Source organism: Prescottella agglutinans (genome assembly GCF_004011865.1).
GTDB classification, from domain to species: domain Bacteria; phylum Actinomycetota; class Actinomycetes; order Mycobacteriales; family Mycobacteriaceae; genus Prescottella; species Prescottella agglutinans.
Genome location: NZ_RKLP01000006.1, coordinates 208,786 through 229,767, shown reverse-complemented (window position 1 = coordinate 229,767; position 20,982 = coordinate 208,786). Strand labels below are relative to the sequence as shown.

18 protein-coding genes and 1 pseudogene are annotated in these 20,982 nt (G+C 69.8%); 4 read left to right on the top strand and 15 right to left on the bottom strand.

The annotated features are described in order from the left end of the window. Positions 1-154: 154 nt before the first annotated feature. From EGT67_RS13315 to nadA, 4 genes are all read right to left on the bottom strand, one after another. Positions 155-2,767, bottom strand: a complete 2,613-nt coding sequence (locus EGT67_RS13315; RefSeq protein WP_241566013.1) for a LuxR C-terminal-related transcriptional regulator — start codon at positions 2,765-2,767, stop codon at positions 155-157. Positions 2,768-3,080: 313 nt separating this feature from the next. After that, entirely contained in the window at positions 3,081-3,932 is an 852-nt protein-coding gene (gene nadC / locus EGT67_RS13310) for a carboxylating nicotinate-nucleotide diphosphorylase (protein WP_127916545.1), read from the bottom strand. After that, positions 3,929-5,506, bottom strand: coding sequence for an L-aspartate oxidase (locus EGT67_RS13305; RefSeq protein WP_127916544.1), 1,578 nt, complete (start codon positions 5,504-5,506; stop codon positions 3,929-3,931). The genes nadC and EGT67_RS13305 overlap by 4 nt, the downstream gene beginning before the upstream one ends. Further along, positions 5,506-6,537 (bottom strand): quinolinate synthase NadA, encoded by a 1,032-nt coding sequence (gene nadA, locus EGT67_RS13300; protein WP_005512645.1) that lies wholly within the window; start codon positions 6,535-6,537, stop codon positions 5,506-5,508. The genes EGT67_RS13305 and nadA overlap by 1 nt, the downstream gene beginning before the upstream one ends. Positions 6,538-6,640: 103 nt before the next feature. Here nadA and EGT67_RS13295 point away from each other — a divergent pair, with 103 nt between their 5' ends. Continuing rightward, positions 6,641-7,375, top strand: coding sequence for an NUDIX hydrolase (locus EGT67_RS13295; protein ID WP_127916543.1), 735 nt, complete (start codon positions 6,641-6,643; stop codon positions 7,373-7,375). Positions 7,376-7,418: 43 nt separating this feature from the next. On the opposite strand, the pseudogene EGT67_RS13290 reads toward EGT67_RS13295, so the two are convergent. Beyond that, positions 7,419-10,687, bottom strand: a pseudogene (locus EGT67_RS13290) (protein kinase domain-containing protein). Positions 10,688-10,835: 148 nt separating this feature from the next. Beyond that, positions 10,836-11,390, bottom strand: a complete 555-nt coding sequence (locus tag EGT67_RS13285; protein ID WP_127916542.1) for a TetR/AcrR family transcriptional regulator — start codon at positions 11,388-11,390, stop codon at positions 10,836-10,838. Between the two features lie 37 nt (positions 11,391-11,427). Between EGT67_RS13285 and EGT67_RS13280 the strand changes: the two genes are divergently transcribed. Beyond that, positions 11,428-12,108 carry a lysophospholipid acyltransferase family protein gene (locus tag EGT67_RS13280; protein WP_127916541.1) on the top strand — a complete coding sequence of 227 codons (681 nt, stop codon included), beginning with the start codon at positions 11,428-11,430 and terminating at the stop codon, positions 12,106-12,108. 21 nt (positions 12,109-12,129) lie between these two features. Here the strand turns inward: EGT67_RS13280 and EGT67_RS13275 are convergent, their stop codons facing one another. The 3 genes from EGT67_RS13275 to EGT67_RS13265 all read right to left on the bottom strand — a co-directional run bounded on the left by EGT67_RS13275 (position 12,130) and on the right by EGT67_RS13265 (position 15,323). Continuing rightward, positions 12,130-12,909: a hypothetical protein gene (locus EGT67_RS13275; protein ID WP_127916540.1), complete on the bottom strand. Its 780-nt coding sequence runs from the start codon at positions 12,907-12,909 to the stop codon at positions 12,130-12,132. A gap of 92 nt (positions 12,910-13,001) precedes the next feature. Next, positions 13,002-13,859 (bottom strand): alpha/beta fold hydrolase, encoded by an 858-nt coding sequence (locus EGT67_RS13270; protein ID WP_127916539.1) that lies wholly within the window; start codon positions 13,857-13,859, stop codon positions 13,002-13,004. Between the two features lie 54 nt (positions 13,860-13,913). After that, positions 13,914-15,323 carry an MFS transporter gene (locus tag EGT67_RS13265; RefSeq protein WP_127916538.1) on the bottom strand — a complete coding sequence of 470 codons (1,410 nt, stop codon included), beginning with the start codon at positions 15,321-15,323 and terminating at the stop codon, positions 13,914-13,916. 76 nt (positions 15,324-15,399) lie between these two features. On the opposite strand from EGT67_RS13265, the gene EGT67_RS13260 reads away from it, so the two are divergent. Beyond that, a complete protein-coding gene (locus tag EGT67_RS13260) occupies positions 15,400-16,458 on the top strand; it encodes a winged helix DNA-binding domain-containing protein (protein ID WP_127916537.1) in 1,059 nt (352 codons plus the stop codon). Positions 16,459-16,472: 14 nt separating this feature from the next. Here EGT67_RS13260 and EGT67_RS13255 read toward each other — a convergent pair whose 3' ends face one another. Genes EGT67_RS13255 through bioB form a run of 3 tightly spaced genes read right to left on the bottom strand, consistent with a single transcriptional unit; the run spans position 16,473 to position 18,278 of the window. Further along, positions 16,473-17,036 (bottom strand): DUF2567 domain-containing protein, encoded by a 564-nt coding sequence (locus EGT67_RS13255; protein WP_241566012.1) that lies wholly within the window; start codon positions 17,034-17,036, stop codon positions 16,473-16,475. Between the two features lie 11 nt (positions 17,037-17,047). After that, positions 17,048-17,287, bottom strand: coding sequence for a biotin synthase auxiliary protein BsaP (gene bsaP, locus EGT67_RS13250; protein ID WP_127916536.1), 240 nt, complete (start codon positions 17,285-17,287; stop codon positions 17,048-17,050). Then, entirely contained in the window at positions 17,274-18,278 is a 1,005-nt protein-coding gene (gene bioB / locus EGT67_RS13245) for a biotin synthase BioB (protein WP_127916535.1), read from the bottom strand. Before bioB ends, bsaP begins: the two co-directional genes overlap by 14 nt. A 190-nt stretch (positions 18,279-18,468) precedes the next feature. Between bioB and EGT67_RS13240 the strand changes: the two genes are divergently transcribed. Further along, entirely contained in the window at positions 18,469-19,098 is a 630-nt protein-coding gene (locus EGT67_RS13240) for a TetR/AcrR family transcriptional regulator C-terminal domain-containing protein (protein WP_127916534.1), read from the top strand. A gap of 9 nt (positions 19,099-19,107) precedes the next feature. Here EGT67_RS13240 and EGT67_RS13235 read toward each other — a convergent pair whose 3' ends face one another. From EGT67_RS13235 to EGT67_RS13225, 3 genes are read right to left on the bottom strand one after another with little or no spacing between them, the layout of a single operon-like run. Continuing rightward, positions 19,108-20,040: a hypothetical protein gene (locus tag EGT67_RS13235; RefSeq protein WP_127916533.1), complete on the bottom strand. Its 933-nt coding sequence runs from the start codon at positions 20,038-20,040 to the stop codon at positions 19,108-19,110. Beyond that, entirely contained in the window at positions 20,040-20,480 is a 441-nt protein-coding gene (locus tag EGT67_RS13230) for a hypothetical protein (protein WP_127916532.1), read from the bottom strand. Before EGT67_RS13230 ends, EGT67_RS13235 begins: the two co-directional genes overlap by 1 nt. A 51-nt stretch (positions 20,481-20,531) precedes the next feature. Next, positions 20,532-20,864 carry a hypothetical protein gene (locus EGT67_RS13225; RefSeq protein WP_241566011.1) on the bottom strand — a complete coding sequence of 111 codons (333 nt, stop codon included), beginning with the start codon at positions 20,862-20,864 and terminating at the stop codon, positions 20,532-20,534. Between the last annotated feature and the right edge of the window lie 118 nt (positions 20,865-20,982).

The following is a 20,982-nucleotide window of genomic DNA, read 5'->3' as shown; positions in this document are numbered from 1 at the left end:
GCGGTACTGCATTCCTCCGCAGCCCCCGCCGCCGGATCTGCTGCAGTCGTCGCCTAGGGGCATCTCGACCGAGTGACCCGTTCCGCACTCGTTGCTCCGAATCGACGGAACGCTCGTCGACCTGCTCAGGTGACGAGCCCGGGACCGGACACCGTCAGAGCAGCCGACGGCGAGCGGCCATCTCCAGCGCCTCCGCACGACTGGACGCGTCGAGCTTTCGATACACGTTCCGGGTGTGCGTACGAACGGTGTTGAGCGACAAATGCAACTGCTGGGCGATCACCCGCAGCGGCTTGCCGGTGCGCAATTCGGCGAGAATGACCTTCTCGGATCGTGTCAGCCCGGGGTTGCGCCCCTCGTGTGACTCGACGAGTTTCGCCTGTACGTGGTCGAGGAAGGCGCGTGTGTGGTCGGCGCCCGGGGGAATTCCCGCGAGCAGTTCTGCAGCATCGCCGGCACAGTCGACGAAGGGGCTTACGATCCCGCTCGGTTCGGCGAGGTCGAGTGCCCGACGCACCGCCTTCGTCGCGTCGGTGGACCGGTTCTCTCGATGCGCCACGACCGCGCACAGCATCCAGGCGCGAACGCCGAGCGGCGGATGCAGGAACTCCGGCGCCGCGAGCACCGAGTCCAGAAGCTCGTGTGCGGATGCCGAGTCCCCCTGCGCGAGGAAGATCATCGCCCGCGCCACCCGGACGTCGAGGTTCTCGCCGAACGCGTTCTGCGCCGTGTCGGCGACCTCGGTGGCGAACGCCAGCCGACCGGCATCGAGCAGAACCGCGACGGTCGGGGTGACGAAGGTGTTGCTCAATCCCGCCTGCGCGCCGCGATTGAGCATTCCGATCAGCGCCCGACCAACGGTGTCGGCGTCGGCCACGGTCGGGATGGGACTGCGCCGCGCTTCGAGAATCGCGAAGGCGACCTCCGCGTGGCCGCCCGAGATCGGTGCGGTGGTTCCGTCGGGTCGCTGATGCCGACCGGGTCCGGACGCGAGTGCGTAGATCGGACTGTCGTCGGGCAACTGCTCGCACCGCAAGTACTTGTCCATGCAGACAGCCGCTGCGCACTGGAAGGCGTCGATCCGGTCGAGCTGGCCGTGATCGACCGCGTATCGGAGCGCATGCTCGGCCCGCGTGGTCATCGTCACCAGGTCCCCGCGGATACCGGAAACAATGGAAAGCCTTGCCAGACAGCGCAGCACGAGCCGCGGATGCGCACCGAGGTCGGCGAATGCGAGCGCCTGCCGAAGCAGCCGTTCGCTGCCGATCAGATCGCCGGTGAACATGCAGGCCGCCGCGCGCTGGGTCGTCACATAGCAGTCCAGATCGACTATGCCGGTTCCGATCTTCAGGTCGGACGAGGTGTCCGGGTCGATCGGCATCCGTTGCCCGGAGATGACCGCGATCTCCACCCCCAGCGCGGCCGTGAATGCCTTCGCGAGTTCGGGACGCAGCGCAACGACGTCCGATGCGAGGGCCGTCCTGTAGTGAGCCTCGGCGGCGTCGGGATAATTGCGTTCGAGCGCTTCGAGAGCCCGAATCAGACGGACGACCCGCTTGTCGCCGTGCGGTTCGTTGAGTAGATCGAGCATCGCGGCGCCCTGCCCGTCGAACACTGCGGAGATGCCGTGGTGGTACACGAAATCCACGATCGCCAGATCGTCCCCGGCCTCGAGCAGGTGCTCGATCGCGACGATCGGCTGCCGCGCGCCCGCGTACCAGCGTCCCGCTGCCGCGTGTAATCGAGCGAGACGGTCCGGCTCGGCGGCCTTCAGCTTCGATCGCACATGGGCGCGCAGGAGCGGATGCCACGCGAAGCTCATTTCGTCGGCGGAGGTGAAGCGCTGAATGGGCACACAGAATCGCTCCCGCTCTGCCAGCACCAGATCGACGCTCGCGGCGTCCAGGGAGGCCGCGAGTTCCGCGCCGAATCGGTCGACGACGCTCGTCGCCTCCACGAAACGGAGGAGGTTGTCCGGCAGCGCCGAGAGCGTCTCCCCGACGACGTAGTCGGAGAGCGGCAGCGGGTACCGGACCAGGTCGGCAACCCCGCTCGCCGCATCACCCACGGCGTCGACCCGGATCGCCGCGATGCGCACCGGGACCGCCCAGCCTGCGGTCAGACCGAGCACCGTGTCCAGGCCCTCGGCGGACAGTGCACACCGATGCTCGGCGAAGACTGCTGCTACCGCGGCACGATCGAGCGCAAGGTCTTCCCAACCGATCACCGTCAGCGAACCATCCGCGATGTATCTCACCCACGGCAGTTCGGGTGAGACCCGCGCTGCCAGTATCACGGTCAGGTTCGGGGGCGCGGCATCCAGTAAACGTGTCAACAGCTGGAGCGCGTCCGGGTCCGTGAGTTCGTGGACATCGTCGAGAACCAGCACGGCAGACCTCCCGGACGCTCGCGCCGACCGCAGGCAGGCGGTGACCGATCCATCCTGCGGGTCGTCCTGGTGCGAGAAGAGGACGCGCAATGCCGCGCCCAGGCGGCCTTCCAGCACAGCCGGCTCGCCGCCGCCAGGACCCACCAGCCAGTCGGCGAGCAGCGTCGTCTTTCCGGTGCCGGCCGGCGCACAGACCAGCACCCTTCCGGGGGGCGCCGAGGCAACGACTTCGTCGAGCAAGGCGTACAGGTCGGGACGTGGTTGAACCGTCACCGACAACGTCGGCGGAAGCGGGTCGGCACCATCCGCGCACGCGGTCTCCGACGGCCGCGGGGCCTCGGCTTCGGGCACCGCACGATTCGAAACTTGCTGTGCCACAGCACTCCTCCGCTCGTTCGCCGGGCGTTCCCCGACAACTGAGTCTTATCAGACACTACAATTGCCGAAGCCGCGATCAAGATCAACTGTGAGCGAGGACGCACCGTCCGAGGGGCCCCGAAGCGGGGCCGGTGCAGGCAGCGCGCGCCGCCGACCCGACGGTCCGTGCCGATACGAACGGTCGCGCCACCGGAGTCACAGCCCGACCGCACCATCTCCGGACCATACCGCCCGGTCCGGGAAACACAGGGGCGGACAGTCCTCCGCCGGGTCGTGTCGACACGACCCGGCGGCTGACGAGGAGAGTCGCGACCTACATGTCCAGGCCGAGGTCGAGGACCGCGACGGAGTGGGTGAGCCCACCCACGGCAAGGAAGTCGACCCCGGTCCGCGCGTAGTCCGCGGCGACGTCGAGGGTCAGCCCACCCGAGGACTCGAGTTTCGTCGTGGGCGAGGCCGCGTCGCGGCGCTGCACCGCGCTCTGGGTCTGCCACAGCGGGAAGTTGTCCAGCAGCACCAGGTCGACGCCCTCGGCGAGCACCTCGTCCAACTGGGCGAGAGTGTCGACCTCCACCTCGCACTCGATGTCCGGGGCGGCGGCACGCACGGCGCGGAGTGCCGCGACGACGGAACCCGCCGCGGCAACGTGGTTGTCCTTGATGAGGGCGGCATCGCCGAGGCCCATCCGGTGGTTGACACCGCCACCGACGCGCACCGCGTACTTCTGCAGCCCGCGCAGGCCGGGCAGCGTCTTGCGGCTGTCCCGAATCTTGCAGTCGGTCCCGGCAACCGCGTCGACCCACGCGGACGTGGCGGTGGCGATGCCGGACAGGTGGCACATCAGGTTCAGCATGGTGCGCTCCGCGGTGAGCAGGCCACGTGTCGGCGCGCTGACCGTGAGCACCGCGTCACCGGGCTGCACCCGGGTTCCGTCGGCGACCCGGTCGAGCACCTCGTAGCTCCCGGCGCCGATCACCTCGTCGAGCACCATCAGACCCACGTCGACTCCGGCGACGGTGCCGGCCGCGCGGCTCACCACCGCCGCCTTGGCCACCGCCCCGTCGGGAACCGTCGCGACGGACGTGACGTCCGGTCCGTAGCGGAGATCCTCGTCGAGCGCAGTACGCACCAGTGCGAGCGTTTCCTGCGGGTCCAGCGTGCTCATCGTGCTCCTGTCGATTGCAGTTCAGGTACTTCCAGTTCGCCGTCGCGTCCGATGTGCACCGGGATGCTGCGGCGGAACTCGTCCGACGTCTCCGGATGATCGGAACGGGTGTGGCATCCCCGGCTCTCGCGCCGCACCGCCGCCGCCATCACGAGCGCCGACGCCGCCACCGTGAGCGAGGTGTCCTCGAGCGCCTGCCCGTCGCCGGCCACAGCCACCCCGCTGCGCGCCAGTTCCGCCGCCGCGCTGTCGAGTCCGTCACCGTCGCGCACGACGGAGGCGTGCGCGGTCATGAGTGCCTGCACACGCTCACGGGGCGCCCGCCGCCGGAACGGCAGCAGCAGGTCGTCGGCTTCGACCGAGACCTCGGCGCGCTCGGCCGCGGCGCGGCCCACGCGCTCGCCCACCACGAGGCCCTCGAGCAGGCTGTTGGACGCCAACCGGTTCGCGCCGTGCAGGCCGGTCCGGGCCACCTCGCCCACCGCGTACAGCCCCGGAACCTCGGTGCGCCCGTGCACGTCGGTGACGACACCGCCGCACGAGTAGTGCGCGGCCGGCGCCACCGGAATCAGCTGCTCGGACGGATCGACGCCCGCCGCAAGGCACGACGCGGTCACGGTCGGGAAGCGAGCCGCGAAGCCGGCCAGGTGCCGTGCGTCGAGGTACACGTGATCGGTCCCGCTCTCCCGCAGGCGCCGCGCGATCGCGCGTGAGACGACGTCGCGCGGGGCCAGATCGCCCTGCGGATGCACACCGTCGGTGACCGATCGGCCCTCCGCGTCGACCAGCCGCGCGCCCTCACCACGCACGGCCTCGCTGATCAGCGGCCGGCGGCCGACACCGCCCGGCGCGTACAACACGGTCGGATGGAACTGGACGAACTCGAGATCCGCGACGGTCGCTCCGGCCTCGAGCGCCAGGGCGATGCCGTCGCCGGTCGCCCCCTCCGGGTTGGTGCTGCACGAGTACAGCTGCCCCAGACCTCCGGTCGCCAGCACCACCGCGGGGGCGTGGATGACGCCGAGCCCCTTCTCCGACAACACGATCAGGCCGGTGACCCCTCGCCGATCGGTCGTCACCCGGGCCGCCGCGGCACCGAACAGCACTGGCATCCCGGCCGCGTTCAGCGCGCGCTGCACCTCCGCCCCGGTCGCGTCACCACCGGCGTGGACGATCCGGCGGGTGCTGTGACCGCCCTCGCGGGTACGCGACACGTGTCCGTCGGACCCGACGTCGAACACCGCACCCAACGCGGTCAACGCGGCGAGCGCCTCCCGCCCGGACGACACGATCGACCGGACGGCCGCCTCGTCGCACAGTCCCACGCCCGCGACACACGTGTCGCCGGTGTGCGAGTCCACCGAGTCGGTTCGAGGGTCCCCCACGACCGCGATGCCGCCCTGCGCGTACTGGGTGGCGGTGTCGGTGGGGCCGCCCTTGCTGACCACGAGGACCCGGAGACCCTGCTCGACAGCGGTACGCGCGGCGGTCAAACCGGCCACGCCTCCCCCGACGACCACCAGATCCGCACGCGCCTCCCACACGACGCCGTCACCCCCGGGTCCGGCGACCATTACTCCCCGCCGCCGGGGTTTCCGATCTCGATCATGCGCTGCACCGACTTTCGCGCCCGCTCCGCGACATCGGGAGCGACGTGGACCTCGTCCTTGCCCTCGACGAGGCACCGCAGCAGCGCGGCCGGCGTGATCATCTTCATGTAGGGGCACGACGCGCGGTCGTTCACGGCCTGGAAGTCGACGCCCGGCGCCGCCTTGCGCAGCTGGTGCAGCATGCCGACCTCGGTGGCGACGAGGACCTGCTTGGCACCGGTCTCACGGGCAGCATCGAGCATGCCGCCGGTCGAGAGGATCTTGACCTTGTCCTCGGGCACGAAGCCCTCGCCCGCGAGGTAGAGCGCCGACGTGGCGCAGCCGCACTCGGGGTGCACGAACAGCTCGGCGTCCGGGTGGCTCTTGGACTTCGCGGTGAGCTCGTCACCGTTGATACCGGCGTGGACGTGGCACTCACCCGCCCAGATGTGCATGTTCTCGCGGCCGGTCACCCGCTTGACGTGCGCGCCGAGGAACTGGTCCGGCAGGAACAGCACCTCGCGGTCGGGATCGATCGACGCGACGACGTCGACCGCGTTGGACGACGTGCAGCAGATGTCGGTCAGGCCCTTCACCTCTGCGGTGGTGTTGACGTAGGACACGACCAGCGCATCGGGGTGCTCTGCCTTCCACTCCCGGAGCTGCTCGGCGGTGATCGAGTCGGCGAGCGAGCAGCCGGCCCGCTCGTCCGGGATCAGCACGGTCTTCTCCGGGCTCAGGATCTTGGCCGTCTCGGCCATGAAGTGGACGCCGCAGAAGACGATCGTGCCCTCTTCCGCCTCGGCGGCGATCCGCGAGAGCGCCAGCGAGTCACCGACGTGGTCGGCCACGTCCTGGATCTCGGGCAGCTGGTAGTTGTGCGCCAGGATCGTGGCGTTCCGTGCCTTCGCCAGACGGCGCACCTCGGCAGCCCACTCGGGCCCGCCCTCGACACCGGTGTACCCACCGGGGCCGTCCACGATCTGTCCAGCACCCGCCCACATCGTCGAGGTCATGGCCACTCCTTCTTTCGAAGCCTGTTCGACGGCTCCGTCACTACAACCCGGGCGGGCTGGCCCGAATTTCCGAAATCGAGGTTTTCGACTTAGGATCGAAAACATGCCACATGGTAGCACCGTCCACGAAGTACTCACCGCGGTGTTCCAGGTTCGGCCGGCGACTGGAACCATCACCGCAGGTGACGGCCATCACGGCCCCAACGGGTGCCGCGGAGACGAACTGATGGTGCTGCTGTGGCAGCGCGCTCTCGATCCCCAGAAGGGCACCTGGTCGCTCCCGGGCGGGACACTCCGCGACGACGAGGATCTCAAGACCTCGGCCCGTCGGCAGTTGGCCGAGAAGGTCGACGTCCGCGAGGTGGCCCACCTCGAGCAACTGTCGGTGTTCAGTGATCCCCGCCGTGTCCCCGGCGACCGCCGGATCGCCTCTACTTACCTGGGTCTGGTGCCCCTCCCCGCCGATCCTCAACTGCCGTCGGACACGGCGTGGCATCCGCTCTCCGCGCTCCCGGAGATGTCGTTCGACCACGGGACGGTGGTCGAGCACGCGCGCACGCGCCTGGCCGCGAAACTGTCGTACACCAACATCGCGTTCGCCCTGGCGCCCGACGAGTTCACCATGTCGACACTGCGCGAAATCTATTGCGCCGCTCTCGGTTACCAGGTGGATACGACGAACCTGCAGAGAGTCCTGACCCGTCGCGGTGTCATCACCGCCACCGGCAACACCGCCCGATCGGGGCGCACCGGCGGCCGACCCGCCGCCCTCTACCGCTTCACGGACTCGCGACTGCGGGTGACCGACGAGTTCGCGGCCCTGCGGCCGCCGGTCTGAGCGAGAGCCGTGCACACGGCACCTCGCGCGCGGCACGCGGCACTCAGCCCCTACTGCGATCGACGATCCAAGCGGCAATCTGGGTGCGCGAGGTAAATCCCAGCTTGGCGAGGATGTGCTCGACGTGCCCCTCAGCGGTCCGTTGCGAGATGACCAGCTTGGCAGCGATGGCACTGTTGGTCAGCCCCTCGGCGACGAGGTCGGCGACCTGCATCTCGCGTCGGGTCAGGGTCGTCTTGTCCGTGGCGGCCGGTGGCCGGGACGGCTCGGGGGCCTCGATGGATTCGCCCAACGAGTAGGCCACGGCCTCAGCGAAGCTCGCGGACGCACCCTTTCGGTAGCTCGCGTCGTACGCCTTGTTCCCGAGCGCCCGCCGGGTCCGTCGCTCACACTCGTCGTGCTGTGCGCGCAGGCCCGGGATTGCGATGTCCGGCAGGCCCACCGTCTGCCGCATGCCCTGGGCGTGGCCCAGTAACACCGCAGACCTCGCGTAGTCCCCATCGGCCGCGGCGATCCAGGCCAGGCCCTCGAGGCTCGGTGCGGCGCCGAACGAGTTGTCGACGGACCGGGACAGCCGCAGCGCCTGCTCCAGCAGCGCGACGGCCCGCTCCGGATCCGTCGACCACACCGCCAGGCCGAGCGTCCGCACGGCCCACGACCGGAATGCGAGCTCGCCGCGCGGCTCGGTGATGTCCAGCACCAGTTCGAGGTAGTCGGCCGCTCTCTCCGGTTGTCCGAGCAGCCCCCAGGTCACCTCGGCACCGGTCAAAGTGATGACCTGCAGGAGGTGGTCCTCGGTCGGGCACGCCTCCAGTGCGGCATCGAAACAGGTTGCTGCGGTGGACATGTCATTGGCGCCCAACGCCAGGACACCGGCGGCATACAGCACGGTCCCGGTAGCGCTCGGGTCGTCCGCGCCCGCTGCCGCTGCGCGCGCCCACTCGACCCATCGGGCGCCGGTCTCGATGTCGCTCCGGAATCCGTTGAGCGCTGCGCCGAGGCCCACGGCACGCACCCAGTCCGCGCCGCGCGGAGCTCCCTCGACGGTCAGCAATCGTTCGGTCCAGCGGGCGCCCTCGTTGATCTGCCCGGTGATGAGCCAGAACGGATACAGCGCGGCCGTGATGCGCATGCCGACCGCCACCTCACGAGGCTCCGCAGTGCAGGCATCCAGTGCCTCACGAAGGTTCTGCTGATCCAGTTTCAGGCGGGTGATCCAGTCCAGCTGGTGGGGTCCGATCCAGTCGGCTCCCGACTGCAGCGCCAGGCGCTCGTACCAATCCCGATGGCGCCGGCGCATGCGGGCGTACTCGCCGGACTCCGCCAACTTCTCGAGACCGTACTCGCGGATGGTGTCCAGGAGCCCGTATCGCCCTGCGGTCGCCGCCCCCTCGTGAATCAGGATCGACTTCTCCACCAGCGACGCGACCAGGTCGAGCAGTTCGCCCGGCCTCAGGTCGGCGCCGCAGACCTGTTCCACCGCGGTGAGCTCGAAGCTGCCGGCGAACACGGACAGACGGGCCCACAACTGCTGCTCCTCGGGCGTGCACAAGTCGTGACTCCAGTCGACACACAACCGGAGGGTCTGCTGCCGGGTCGGGGCGGCCCGCCCGCCATGGGTCAGCAGAGCGTATCGATCGGTGAGCCGTTGCAGGATCTGCTCGGGCGCCAGCGCCCGGAGACGCCCCGCCGCCAGTTCGATCGGCAGCGGCAACCCCTCGAGCCGGTGGCAGATGCCGGCCACCGCGGCCATGTTGTCCTCCGTGAGCGCGAACTCCGGTAGAACCGCGACGGCGCGTTCGACGAACAGCGTCACCGCGTCGTAGCCGGGTAGAGCCGCGAGGTCGAGTTGGCGGTCGGGGGCCGGCGCACTGAGCGGCGGAACGCGCAGTGTCGCCTCCCCGCGGACGCCGAGCGCCTCCCGGCTGGTGGCGACGATACGGAGATCGGGGCAGTACTTGAGCATCGCCTCCGCCAGATCCGCGACCGAGTCGATCACCTGCTCGCAGTTGTCGAGCACCAGCAGGGTCTGGCGCGATTCGAGAAACTCCGTGAGGACCGTCTGCAGCGGGTCTCGAGAGAAGGACTTCAGTCCGAGGGCGGCCGCCACCACGCCGACCACCAGCGACTCGTCGTGGAGGTCGGCCAACTCGACCAGCCACGCCCCGTCACCGAATGCACGCTGGACACTGGTCGCGATCCGCAGCGCGAGGCGGGTCTTCCCGACGCCACCTATTCCGGTGAGCGTCACCAGCCGAGCGGACGACAGCAGCTCCTTCGCTTCGGCCAGTTCGTTGCGCCGGTTGACGAAGCTGGTCAGATCCGCGGGTAGGTTTCCCTTCCGGCCCCGCGCCGAGGGCCCGGTCGGAGGGAGCCCGCCGCTCGTCGACGGACGACGATCGCCGTGCCTCGGACCGGACGGGGACTGCAGGGCCATCTCGTCGACCGGGAGTCCGTGGCGGAACTGGATCTCACGCAGCGCGTCGCCGAGCTGCCCGGCCGTGTGGCGGGCGTCCGGATCGGCGGACATGGCCCGCTCGACGGCGGCGGCCACGTCGTCGGGGACGTCGAGTTCGCGCAGGTCCGGGATGGGCTCCGAGGTGACGCGCAGGAACTGCGCGACGACCTGCTCGCCGCTCCGGCGTTCGAAGGCCGCGTGGCCGGTGAGGGCGCAGAACACCGTGGCGCCGAGACCGTAGACGTCCGCGGCGGCACTGGGCGGGCCACCGCTCAGGACCTCGGGCGCGGTGAACGCAGGAGTGGCAGCGAATGTGCCGGCTGCCGTCTCGAATCCGTCGGGCAGGTGTGCGATGCCGAAGTCGGCCAGCGCCGGCTCGCCGTAGTCGGTGAGGATGACGTTCGCCGGCTTGACGTCGCGATGCAAGATGCCGAGCCGGTGCGCGGACTCCACCGCGCCGGCCAGCTTCACGCCGAGCTGTAGCGCCTGCTCGAGCGGCAGCGGGCCGTGGTCGCGAATCCGCACGTCGAGCGAGCGCTGTGAGTGATAGGGCATCACGATGTAGGGCAGGCCGCTCGCGGTGGTGCCGACCTGCAGGACGTTGACGATGTTGGGGTGCCCGGTCAGCCGACCCATCGCCCGCTGCTCCCGCACGAAACGCGTCCGATTCTCTTCGTCGAGGTCCGCGGTGAGCACCTTGACGGCCACGGTGCGGTCCAGGGTCGCCTCGGTGAGACGACGCCGAAGCCGCCCCGCCCGATCTCGGTCGCATCGGCGAACCCGGCGCGGTCCAACTCCGACACCACCGACGGGGTCGCGTCGTGCTGCGTCGCGAACGGATCGTTGCCGGCCATCGTTCATGCCGACCCGTCGCGGGTGTGGGGCCTTCGTTGCTGCACAGCACTCACCTCAGAGGCAGCCCCCGTGCAGGTGTCCGACGGGGACGAGTTCCGGAACCCCATCCTGCCACCCGGTTCGACATGCGTACCACCGAGCGTGTCATCACCTCGACGACAGACTGTTTCGCACCACCCGGCCGATCAGTGCACGGCGGTCGACCCCCTCGACCGCGAGCTCGAGCGACCCCGTCGACGCAAGCGTCGCGATGCCGTGCACACCGACCCACAGCGCCGCCGCATCGCCCTCGGGATCCCCGCTGCCCGTCTTTTTCTCGACCATCGCGACCAGCCAACGGAACAACGGTCGCGACACATTCCGCAGTTCGGCGCCCGACCCTTCGAGCAGATCGTGCCGGAAGACGAGCGTGAACATCGCCGGCCGCCGCACCGCGAACTCCACATAGGCCTCGGCCACGTCGGCCAACTCGTGCCCGGGACGTCCGGCCGCCTCGGTCAGCGCCGTCGCGAGATCGGCCAAGCCTACCTCGGCGATCGCCGCGAGCAGGCTTCGGTGCGTGGGAAACCAGCGCCGCGGCGCTCCGTGGGAGACGCCGGCCCGGCGGGCGATCGCCCGCAGTCCGACGTCGGCCGAACCGGTTTCCTCGAGCAATTCGACGCCCGCTCTCACCAGCGCTTCTCGTGTTCCTTCGATCGTCACGTAGACAGTGTCTCCTATCGCGATGTAGACAGTGTCTATGCGCTCATCCACGACATGCACCTACCTGCTGTGCCGCTATCTGCTGATCGGACCCGCGCTGCACCTGATCGGACGGCCGAGAATCCGGGGCCGTGAGCACGTGCCGCGACGCGGGCCGGTCATCCTCGCGGCGAACCACCTGGCAGTGCTCGATTCGTTCTATCTGACGCTCGCCGCGCGGCGGCCTACGGTCTTCCTCGCGAAGTCGGAGTACTTCGACGGCGCCGGCATCGCCGGAGCGCTCCGTCGGCGGTTCTTCTCGGCGCTCGGTCAGGTACCCGTCGATCGCGCGGGCGGGTCCGCGGCGGCACCGGCGATCGAGTCCGCAGTCGGGATAGTCCGCGGAGGCGGCGCGTGGGGAATCCACCCGGAGGGGACCCGCTCACCGGACGGCCGCCTCTACCGGGGCCGGACAGGCGCGGTGCGCGTGGCGATGGAAACCGGTGCGCCCCTCCTCCCTGTCGCCATCACCGGAACCGGGGATGATACCTCGATCGCGCAGTGGCGGCGTCGGGTGAGCGTCGAGATCCTGCCCCCGCTGGACCTGGCCCCGTTCCGGAGTGCAGGACCGGACGGCGTGCGAGCCGCGACGGACGTCCTCATGCACACGATCGGCAGTCGCACGGGCCAGGAGATGGTGGACTCCTACGCGAAATCGTGGACACCGCAGTCGAATTAGGACTATCTCGCCCGTGCGCGGCTACTGGAGGAGAGAACCCAGGCCGGGTTCGATCCCGCCGAGGATCGAACCGCTCGAGCCGAGGGAACCACCGCCGGGCACCGAGCCGTCCACGGTTTCGCGCACGTAGGCGTACATCCGCGACGGGGCGGTGGACGTGCCTCCGAAGTAGAAGCCGGAGTACCACTTGCCCGCATCGGCGGGGCTCGCCGGACAGGAGCGAGGCAGCCCGGCCGTCTCGTGGATTTCCCGACCACGGATGGTGCCGTCGATCGCGAATCGGTAGGCGGACCCGTCGATCTCGATCGAATACCGCAGGGGCTCCTCGGCTGCGAGGTCGTCGCGGTCGAGGGTCACGAGCGGGCCGTCCGGGTACTGGTGCACACCGTCGGCGTTGGCGTAGGGCACGAGTTCGAGGACCTGGGGTGAAGTGTCGGTGCGCCACCGCCAACCGAACATCGCGCCGTTGCGGGCGAGGTCGAAGTCGCCGCAGTCCGAGAAGCCGGGGAGCTTGTTCCAGTCGAACTGGTCCTCGGGTTGCGTGGGCGAGGTGAGAACGTACTCGGCCGTGGGCGTGAACACGAAGTCGTAGGTCCGCGACGATCCACCCGGGCTGACCCAACCGTCCAGGGGGCCGGCGACACCGGGTGGGCGGTACACCAGAGCAGTGTGTCCGCCGCGCTCGATGGTGTAACTCGACCATCCAGGGGGCGTATCGGGCGCCCGGCAACCGCTCAGCCCCACGGTCGCGATCACGGCGGCAGCGGCGATGCCGGCCGTTCGGATGATCGTGCGGCTCACGGCCCCTCCTCCAGTTCGGTGCCGCGATACTTCCACACACTCGGGGGCGCCCGTTCGGTTTCCGCAACGGGCGGCCCGCGGCCTCCGCCGACCTACTCGTCGCGGAGCAGGAACTCGATCGTGACCCGCTCGAAGGCTTCCTTGGCCTCGATCATCACCCAGTGCCCGCACTTCGGGAAGATGTGCAGTTCGGCGTCCGGGATGAGCCTCATCGGGATCATCGCCATGTCGGGCGGGCACTGCCGGTCCTCACGCCCCCAGGTCAGCAGGGTCGGGCACTGCACCTTGTGCAGCATCGACCAGTACGGCGGCGCATCCGACTGGGCCATCATCTGCTGTTGCACCGCAAAAGATTTCGATCCGTACATCGCGGCGAGCGTCTTGTGCGACGCCGGGTCGCCGGCCGTCTCCCAGCGCTCCTCGATCCGTTCCTCGGTGATCACGGCCGGGTCGTGCACCATGCACCTGAGCCAGCGCACCAGCTTCTCGCGACTGGGTGCGTCCGCGAAGTCCTGCAGCAGGCGGGTGCCCTCACTCGGGTTCTGACTGAAGATGTTCGGGCCGACGCCACCGATCGCGACGAGTTTGTTCACCCGTCGGGGATGCCGCATGGCCACGTTGGCCGCGACGACACCGCCCATCGAATTTCCGATCATCGCAGCCGATTCGATGCCCAGCGCGTCCATGAAACGGATCACCGACGATGCCGCGGTGAGGACGGGATGCCCGTCGACCGGATCGCTCACCCCGAAACCCGGGAACTCGAGGATGTAGCAGCGGAAATGCTTCGCGAACACCTCCAGGTTTCCGCGATAGTTGCGCCAGCCGCTGACACCGATCCCCGAGCCGTGCAACAGCAACAGTGGCGGACCGTCACCGGCCTCGTGGTAGCGCAGCACCCCCTTGTCGGTGACGACTTCCCGCTTGGTCCCCTCGTATGTCACGTCCATTCGGCAGAGACTAGAACACGTTCCATTTCTTGCGTGCGCGATTCGGCATTGTCGTCACCGGGCCGCGTCCGGGCGGTACGCCAGAACTACGAGCAGAGTGAGCGCGGTGACCGCGGCGCCGACCCCGGCCGCGACGGTGTATCCGGACTGACTCGGGAAGACTTCGCTGGTGTAGGCGGCGAGGATCAACCCGCCCAACGCACTGCCTGTGGAGAAGCCGACACTGCGCACGACCTGGTTGACACCCATCGCGCCGGCCGTCTCGGCCTTCGGCGTGGCAGCGAGGATGACCGCCGGCATGGCGGCCGAGAACGCACCGACCCCGATGCCGAGCACGCTGATCGCGACGACGGACTCGGCGAGACGGCCCCTGGCGATCGCGAACACCAGGAAGGCGACGAGGATGACGACGACGCTCCCGGCCAGCAGGGCACGTGCGCTGAACCGTCGACGCAGGATCGGCATGAACCTGCCGGCGACGAACCCGAGCAGGGAAAACGGCACCAACACCAGCCCGGATTGGAAGGTGCTCAGGCCGAATCCGTAGCCCGCCTCCACCGGAGTCTGGACGTACCGCGTGATGAGGCTGAGCAGGAGATACATGGCGGCGCCGCCGATCAGCATCGACAGGTTCGCCGACGCCACAGCCGGGTGGCGCAGCGCCCGGATGTCGACGAGCGGATGGTCGGTTCGCGCCTCCAAGACCGTCCATCCGGCCAGCAGGAGCAGCGACGCCACGAGGACTCCGGAGGCGACCGCGGTGTGCCGGCGCCACAGATCCGTCTGGCTGATCACGAGGAGCAGCGCCGACAGCGCGACGGTGAGCAGCACCGCGCCGCGCAGGTCCACCCTGCCCGAGGATCGGGGCGGGGCGATGGGCAGGACCAGTATTGCGGCGATCAACGCTGCCACCGCGACGATCAGCCCCAGCGCATACGCCGCTCGGATGCCCGCCCAATCGGTGAGCAACCCCGCGAGTGGATAGCCCACCCCGATACCGGCGGTGGACGCGACCGACAGCAGACCGATCGTCCGGGCCGATCGCTCTTCGGGCAGATGGTCGCGTGCCGTGGCCATCATCAGCGCGGTGAGTCCCAGCCCGACCCCCTGGGCCGCCCGCCCGATCAACAGGAGCGAGAAGGGCACCGGAAGTGCCGTCAGCGCGCTACCAGCGGCGACGACCGCCAACGTGGTGATCACGACGGCGCGACGACGCGCGCCGGAACCGAGTCGGCTCAACACCGGGGTGGTCACCGCGCCGGACAGCAGCGCGATGGTCAGTGTCCACTGCGCGGCAGCGAGCGAAACGTCGTAGTCGGCGGCGACCGCGGTGATGAGCGGGGCTCCGAGGCTCCCCACGACGGCGACCACCAGCCCGATGGACACCAGTGTGGCGACGAGGAACGGCGCCTCGCGCCGGGATTCCGCGGAAGTCGGCTCGCTTTCACTCCGCGTCGACATCATCAGCGCAGCCTAACGACCGGGGTTCGGTCGACGATTCGGAGCGGCTTCTGTCGGTGGCCGCCACTAGCTTCGACGTATGACGACGCTGCGTGAGCTCGCCCTGCTGCGGTTGGTCGCGCAGAGGATCGCCGGCCCCGGGTTCGACTCGGCGACGGAGACCGTGCGTTGGCTGACCGCGGCGCAGGCACAGGACTATCCCGGTGCGGTGACATCGATTGCGCTGCGTTCCGGGCCGCAAGGCCGCTCGTCGTTGATCGCGGCGCTCGACGCCGGCGAGGTTGTCCGATCGTGGCCGATGCGCGGAACCCTGCACTTCGTGGCGGCGGAGGATCTGCCGTGGATGCTCGCGCTCACCGGTCCCCGGATGCTGTCCGGCATGGGCGCGCGACACCGCGCGCTGGGAATCGACGACGCCGCGGTGGGGCTCGCCCGGGAGGTCGCGCACGCGGCGCTGCGGGACGGCGGGCGCGAGCGCCGCGAACTGATGCAGGAGTGGGATCGGGCCGGCATCCCCACCGCCGACCAACGCGGGCAGCACCTGCTGTGGACGCTGGCCGTGACCGGCGAGGTGTGCCTCGGTCCGGTCCGTGACGGGCGCCAACTGGTGGTGCCGTCAGACTCGTGGATCCGGGATCGTCGGGAACTCGTCGGCGACGAAGCCCTCGGAGAGTGGGCGCTGCGCTACTTCCGCAGTCACGGCCCGGCGACACTGCACGACTTCGTGTGGTGGACGAAACTGCCCGTGCGACAGGCGCGGGCGGGGCTGGCGCTGGCCTCGCCGCACCTCGACTGCCTGCAGGTGGACGGCGTCGACTACTACCTCGACCCGGCGACCCCGGACCTTCTCGCCGCATACCGACGGAAAGCCCGCGGGGTGTTCCTGCTCCCCGGATTCGACGAGTTCATCCTCGGCTACCGGGACCGCGGCGCGGCGGTGGATCCGGAATTCGGGGGCCGCCTCCAACCCGGCGGCAACGGGATGTTCAGCCCGACCGTCGTCGACGGCGGCCGCGTCGTCGGTACCTGGAAACGAGACGGGCGCGGCGCCTCCGGGGAGATCCGCGCGACGCCGTTCACCGAGTTCACCGCGCGCACCGAGAAGGCCATACCGCGCGCCTGGGCGGCGCTCGCGTGACATCCTTCGAACCGCTACAGGCGCTCGTCGGCCTCCTCCGTGACGGGTGACTCGCTGCCCCGTTCGGTTTCCCCGCCACCGGCCCCCAGGTCGTCGTGCGGACTCAGCGACGCCAGCAGCAGGTAGACCAGCGCCGCCGCGAGCGGTTGCACGATGAGGACGACCGGCGTCGACAGGCCCGGCGCCGCAGCGATGATCGATCCGACCGTCGGGCTGTCGACCGCCGGGAACCGCAGCCGGGCAATCCCCATCCCCGCCAGCGCGGCCACACCCGCCCCCAGCGCCGAGCCCAGCACCAGCGCGGTGACCGCACCGGGACCACGCGACCGCCGCATCCCCCACACGACGACCGCCGACAGAACACCCAGCACGAGGCCGATGCCGACGAAGATGGCGACCGCGTCGAAGCGGTGCAGGCTCTCGTTCGTGAGCACGACCCCTCGATCTTCCGTGACCACGAGCATCCGCACCGCCGGCGCGAGAAACGCCCAGACGGCCCCGGCCGGAACACCGAGGATCGCCAGGAACACGACGATCCGCGGGACGGCTCGGGGCCGGGGCTGTCGGGGTGTCGTCACACCACCGGACGTTACCTGCGCCCGAGTTGGGCCGAGTCGAGCACACCGTGGCGGGAGCACTTCGCCCACCAGCCGTCGGGGCTGACCTGCACGATCATCCGGCGTCCGCACTGTTCGCAGAAGCGTGGCGGCTCGAGCCCCAGCTGCGCCGCGGTGGGCACCGCGGCGTCGACGCCGATCCGGTGCCCGGTGAACGGGTTGTAGCGCTCGTCGGCGCCGACGGCCTCGCTCACGGCGTCAGAGGGTCGCATTGAGCGCCTTGATCGGCATCTCGAGATCGACCAGCAGATCCAGGTCGCTCTCGGCGGGACGCCCCAGCGTGGTCAGGTAGTTGCCGACGATGACCGCGTTGATGCCGCCGAGCATGCCCTGCTTGGCGCCGAGGTCGCCGAGGGTGATCTCGCGTCCGCCGGCGAACCGCAGGATCGTGCGCGGCAGCGCGAGGCGGAACGCGGCCACCGACTTGAGCGCCTCGCTCGCGGGCAACACTTCGAGGTCACCGAACGGCGTGCCCGGACGCGGGTTGAAGAAGTTCAGCGGCACCTCGTCGGGCTCGAGCGCGGCGAGGTTCGCGGCGAACTCGGCCCGCTGCTCGACGCTCTCCCCCATGCCGAGGATGCCGCCGCAGCACACCTCCATGCCGGCCTCCCGGACCATGCGCAGCGTGTCCCACCGCTCGTCCCACGTGTGGGTGGTGACGACGTTCGGGAAGTACGACTCGGCGGTCTCGAGGTTGTGGTTGTAGCGGTGCACGCCCATCGCGGCCAGCTGGTCGACCTGCTCCTGGGTGAGCATGCCGAGCGAGCACGCGATCTGGATGTCGACCTCGTTGCGGATCGCCTCGATGCCGGCCGCGACCTGAGCGAGGAGCTTCTCGTCGGGGCCGCGCACGGCGGCGACGATGCAGAACTCGGTGGCCCCGGTCTTCGCGGTCTGCTTGGCGGCCTCGACGAGGCTGGGGATGTCGAGCCAGGCCGAACGCACCGGCGACTGGAACAGGCCGGACTGCGAACAGAAGTGGCAGTCCTCGGGGCAGCCACCGGTCTTGAGACTGATGATGCCCTCGACCTCGACCTCCGGACCGCACCACTTCATGCGCACGTCGTGCGCGAGGGCGAGCAGCTCCTCGAGCCGGTCGTCGTCGAGCCGCAGAACCTCGAGCACCTGTTCCTGGTTCAACGCTTCGCCGCGCTCGAGCACCTGGTCACGGGCGATCGCGAGAATGTCGGGGGCCTGGGTCACTGCAACTCCTCGGGTGCGAACAGTCCCGACACCCGGGACCGGACGGATACAGCAACGAGCTCGGTGCCGGACTTGAACACCGTACAAGTTGAACGGCGTTCACGTTAGAGCCGCGTTCGATTAGTGTCAAAGGAGGCGGCCGCTGCGCAAGCGTGGTGCCGGACTCGATCCCAACCGGAGGAGCAGGTCAGTGCAGCTACGACGCGGCGACGTCCTCGACGGCGCCATGGCGATCCTCGACGAGTACGGGCTCGCCGACCTGACGATGCGCCGTCTCGCGACCTCCCTCGGGGTCCAGCCGGGCGCCCTGTACTGGCACTTCCCGAACAAGCAGACCCTGCTCGGCGCGATGGCCGACCGCATCCTGGAGGGCGTCGACGCCCCCGTGTCCTCGACCCGGTGGGACGAGGGGATCGCCGAACTGGCGCACCGGTTGCGCGGGGCGCTGCTGTCGCATCGCGACGGCGCCGAACTGGTCGCCGCGACGTACGCCTCGCGGATGACGTCGAACCTCGCCCGCGAGAGCTTCGTCAGCGCCGGGATCCGCGCGGGGCTCCCCCGCCCCTACGCCGAACTCGCGGCCTACACCCTGCTGTACTTCGTGCTCGGCCACACCGTCGACGAGCAGTCCCGCGCGCAGATGGAGGCGCTGGGTGCGCTCACCCGAGCACCCGCGTCGCCCGACACCGAGACCGCCGCCGAGATCGGCTCCGACGACGACCTCCTCGACGGCGACCCCCAGGTGCGGTTCGACTTCGGCCTGGCGTTGTTCATCGACGGTGTCCGCGCCCGCCTGGGCGAGCCCGCGACGCGGAGCTGAGCGGGCCGGTCACTCCAGCGCGGTGATCGTCTGCGCCGAGGCCACCGTCGGCGCGGCGCCATCGACGAGGACGCGGCGGCAACCGTCGAGTTCGACGAGAACCGTTGCCGGGGAGACGAATTCCGGCCCCAAGCGGTCGAGCACCGAGCCGACCGCGCGCGTCGCGGCGGGGCACTCCCCCACCGCGGGTGGACCGGCCACCAGTTCCACCGAGTTGTGCAGGCGCCGCGCCCCGTCGAAGGCCCAGCCGCCGTCCTCCCATCGGTAGTCGCAGGCGCTGTCGATGGGCACGAACTGCGACGGGTCGAACGCGGCGACGCCCGGATTCGGCGTGGGCACGACCGACGAGCACGGGAACAGCTGTGATGCGCCGGACGGCGACAGGACGAACCGGTGTTCGACGGTCTCGACCTCGGTGAGTGCCTCGACAGCCCGCAGGCCGCCGATCCGCTGAAAGCCGCAGCCGTCCACCGGATACGACGGCCGCAGTGCCCGCCCGGCCGCGTCGATCAGCCAAAGATCGGGCAGGCGAACCATGCTTGCCGTCGGGCAACTCTGCAGCGCGAGGCGACGCCCCCACGACGGCGCGTTGAGGTCGGCGATCGCCGCCCGGAAATCGCCCTCCCACCGGTGCGCCCGGGTCGCGACCACGAGGTCGGCGGACATGGTGTCCTCCGACTCGGGGTCGCACGTGATCGCGGCGACGGGCACGAAATCCTCGGGCACCGTGCCCGGACGCGCCGCGGACTGGGGCAACAACTCGGGCGGCGGCGAGGCGCGCCCGTCGAGTTCGTTCGGCGTCCGGCACACCGCGGCGTCGACGATCTCGGCCGCCGCTCGTTCGGGGCCCGGACCGAGGAAAGGAAGCAGGCCCGAGAAGTACGCGGCCGCGCCGATGGACAGGACCATGACCGTCAGTGCCGCCGGCCGCACCACCCGCATCAGCGGTCCGCGCGGCCGTCGGCCGCAAGTTCCGACCGCGATCGCGAGCGAGGCGCGAGCACGAGTGTGCACAGGAAGGTGACGACCGCGAATCCGATTGCGACACCGCCGAACGCACCGGATCCGGCGGCCCCGGACTCGATCACGACCCAGATCCAGAATCCGGAGACCAGCAGGAAGACACCGGTGGCCGACCAGGTCGCGAACCGCAACCGCCAGCACCGTTCGCTTCGTGCCGGCCAGTGCCGCGTCGACTCGACCGCGAGATGACCCGCGACGACCGAGACGGCTCCGACCACGACACCGAAGATCGCGCCGACCACCACCCCCGCGCCGACGAGCGATCCGACGGTGCCCCGGTCCGCGGCGGCGATCATCACCCCGCCGGCTACCGCCCCCAGGCCCGTCGCGATCCCCAGTTCCCGCGCTTCCCACCCCATGCGCCCCAGCAAACCACACGTTCCACGCGGGACGATCGTTCCCGGTTCCGGCTACGCGCCGCCGCGGCGGTCGGATACCACCAGGCAGATCATCTTGTCGGCCGCCACCTGGTCGGCCGCGTCGACATCGCCGGCCTCGAGCAGTTGCCGCTCGCGCGCCCCGAGCGCCCGGATCGCGGTGGCCAGTTCCTCGGGTTCCATCGCCCAGGCGGCCGCGTGCACCGGTGAGGACCGCATCCGGCGGTGGCTTCGCCATTCCTGCCAGGCAAACCACAGCAACAGCAGGACGGTCACGACGATCGGGATCGCCGCCAGCACCACGAGCCAGGTCGGCGGCGCCACCAACTCACCGGAATAGTCACCGGGGTACTCACCGAAACCCATACCGCGTATCCCCCCAACGCCGTTCTGTCGGACACACCGATGGTAGGACGTCGTCCGACCGGCTTTGCAGCGCCTCCCACTCGGTGGGCGCGAATGGTGTGACCTGCCCCGCACGGAA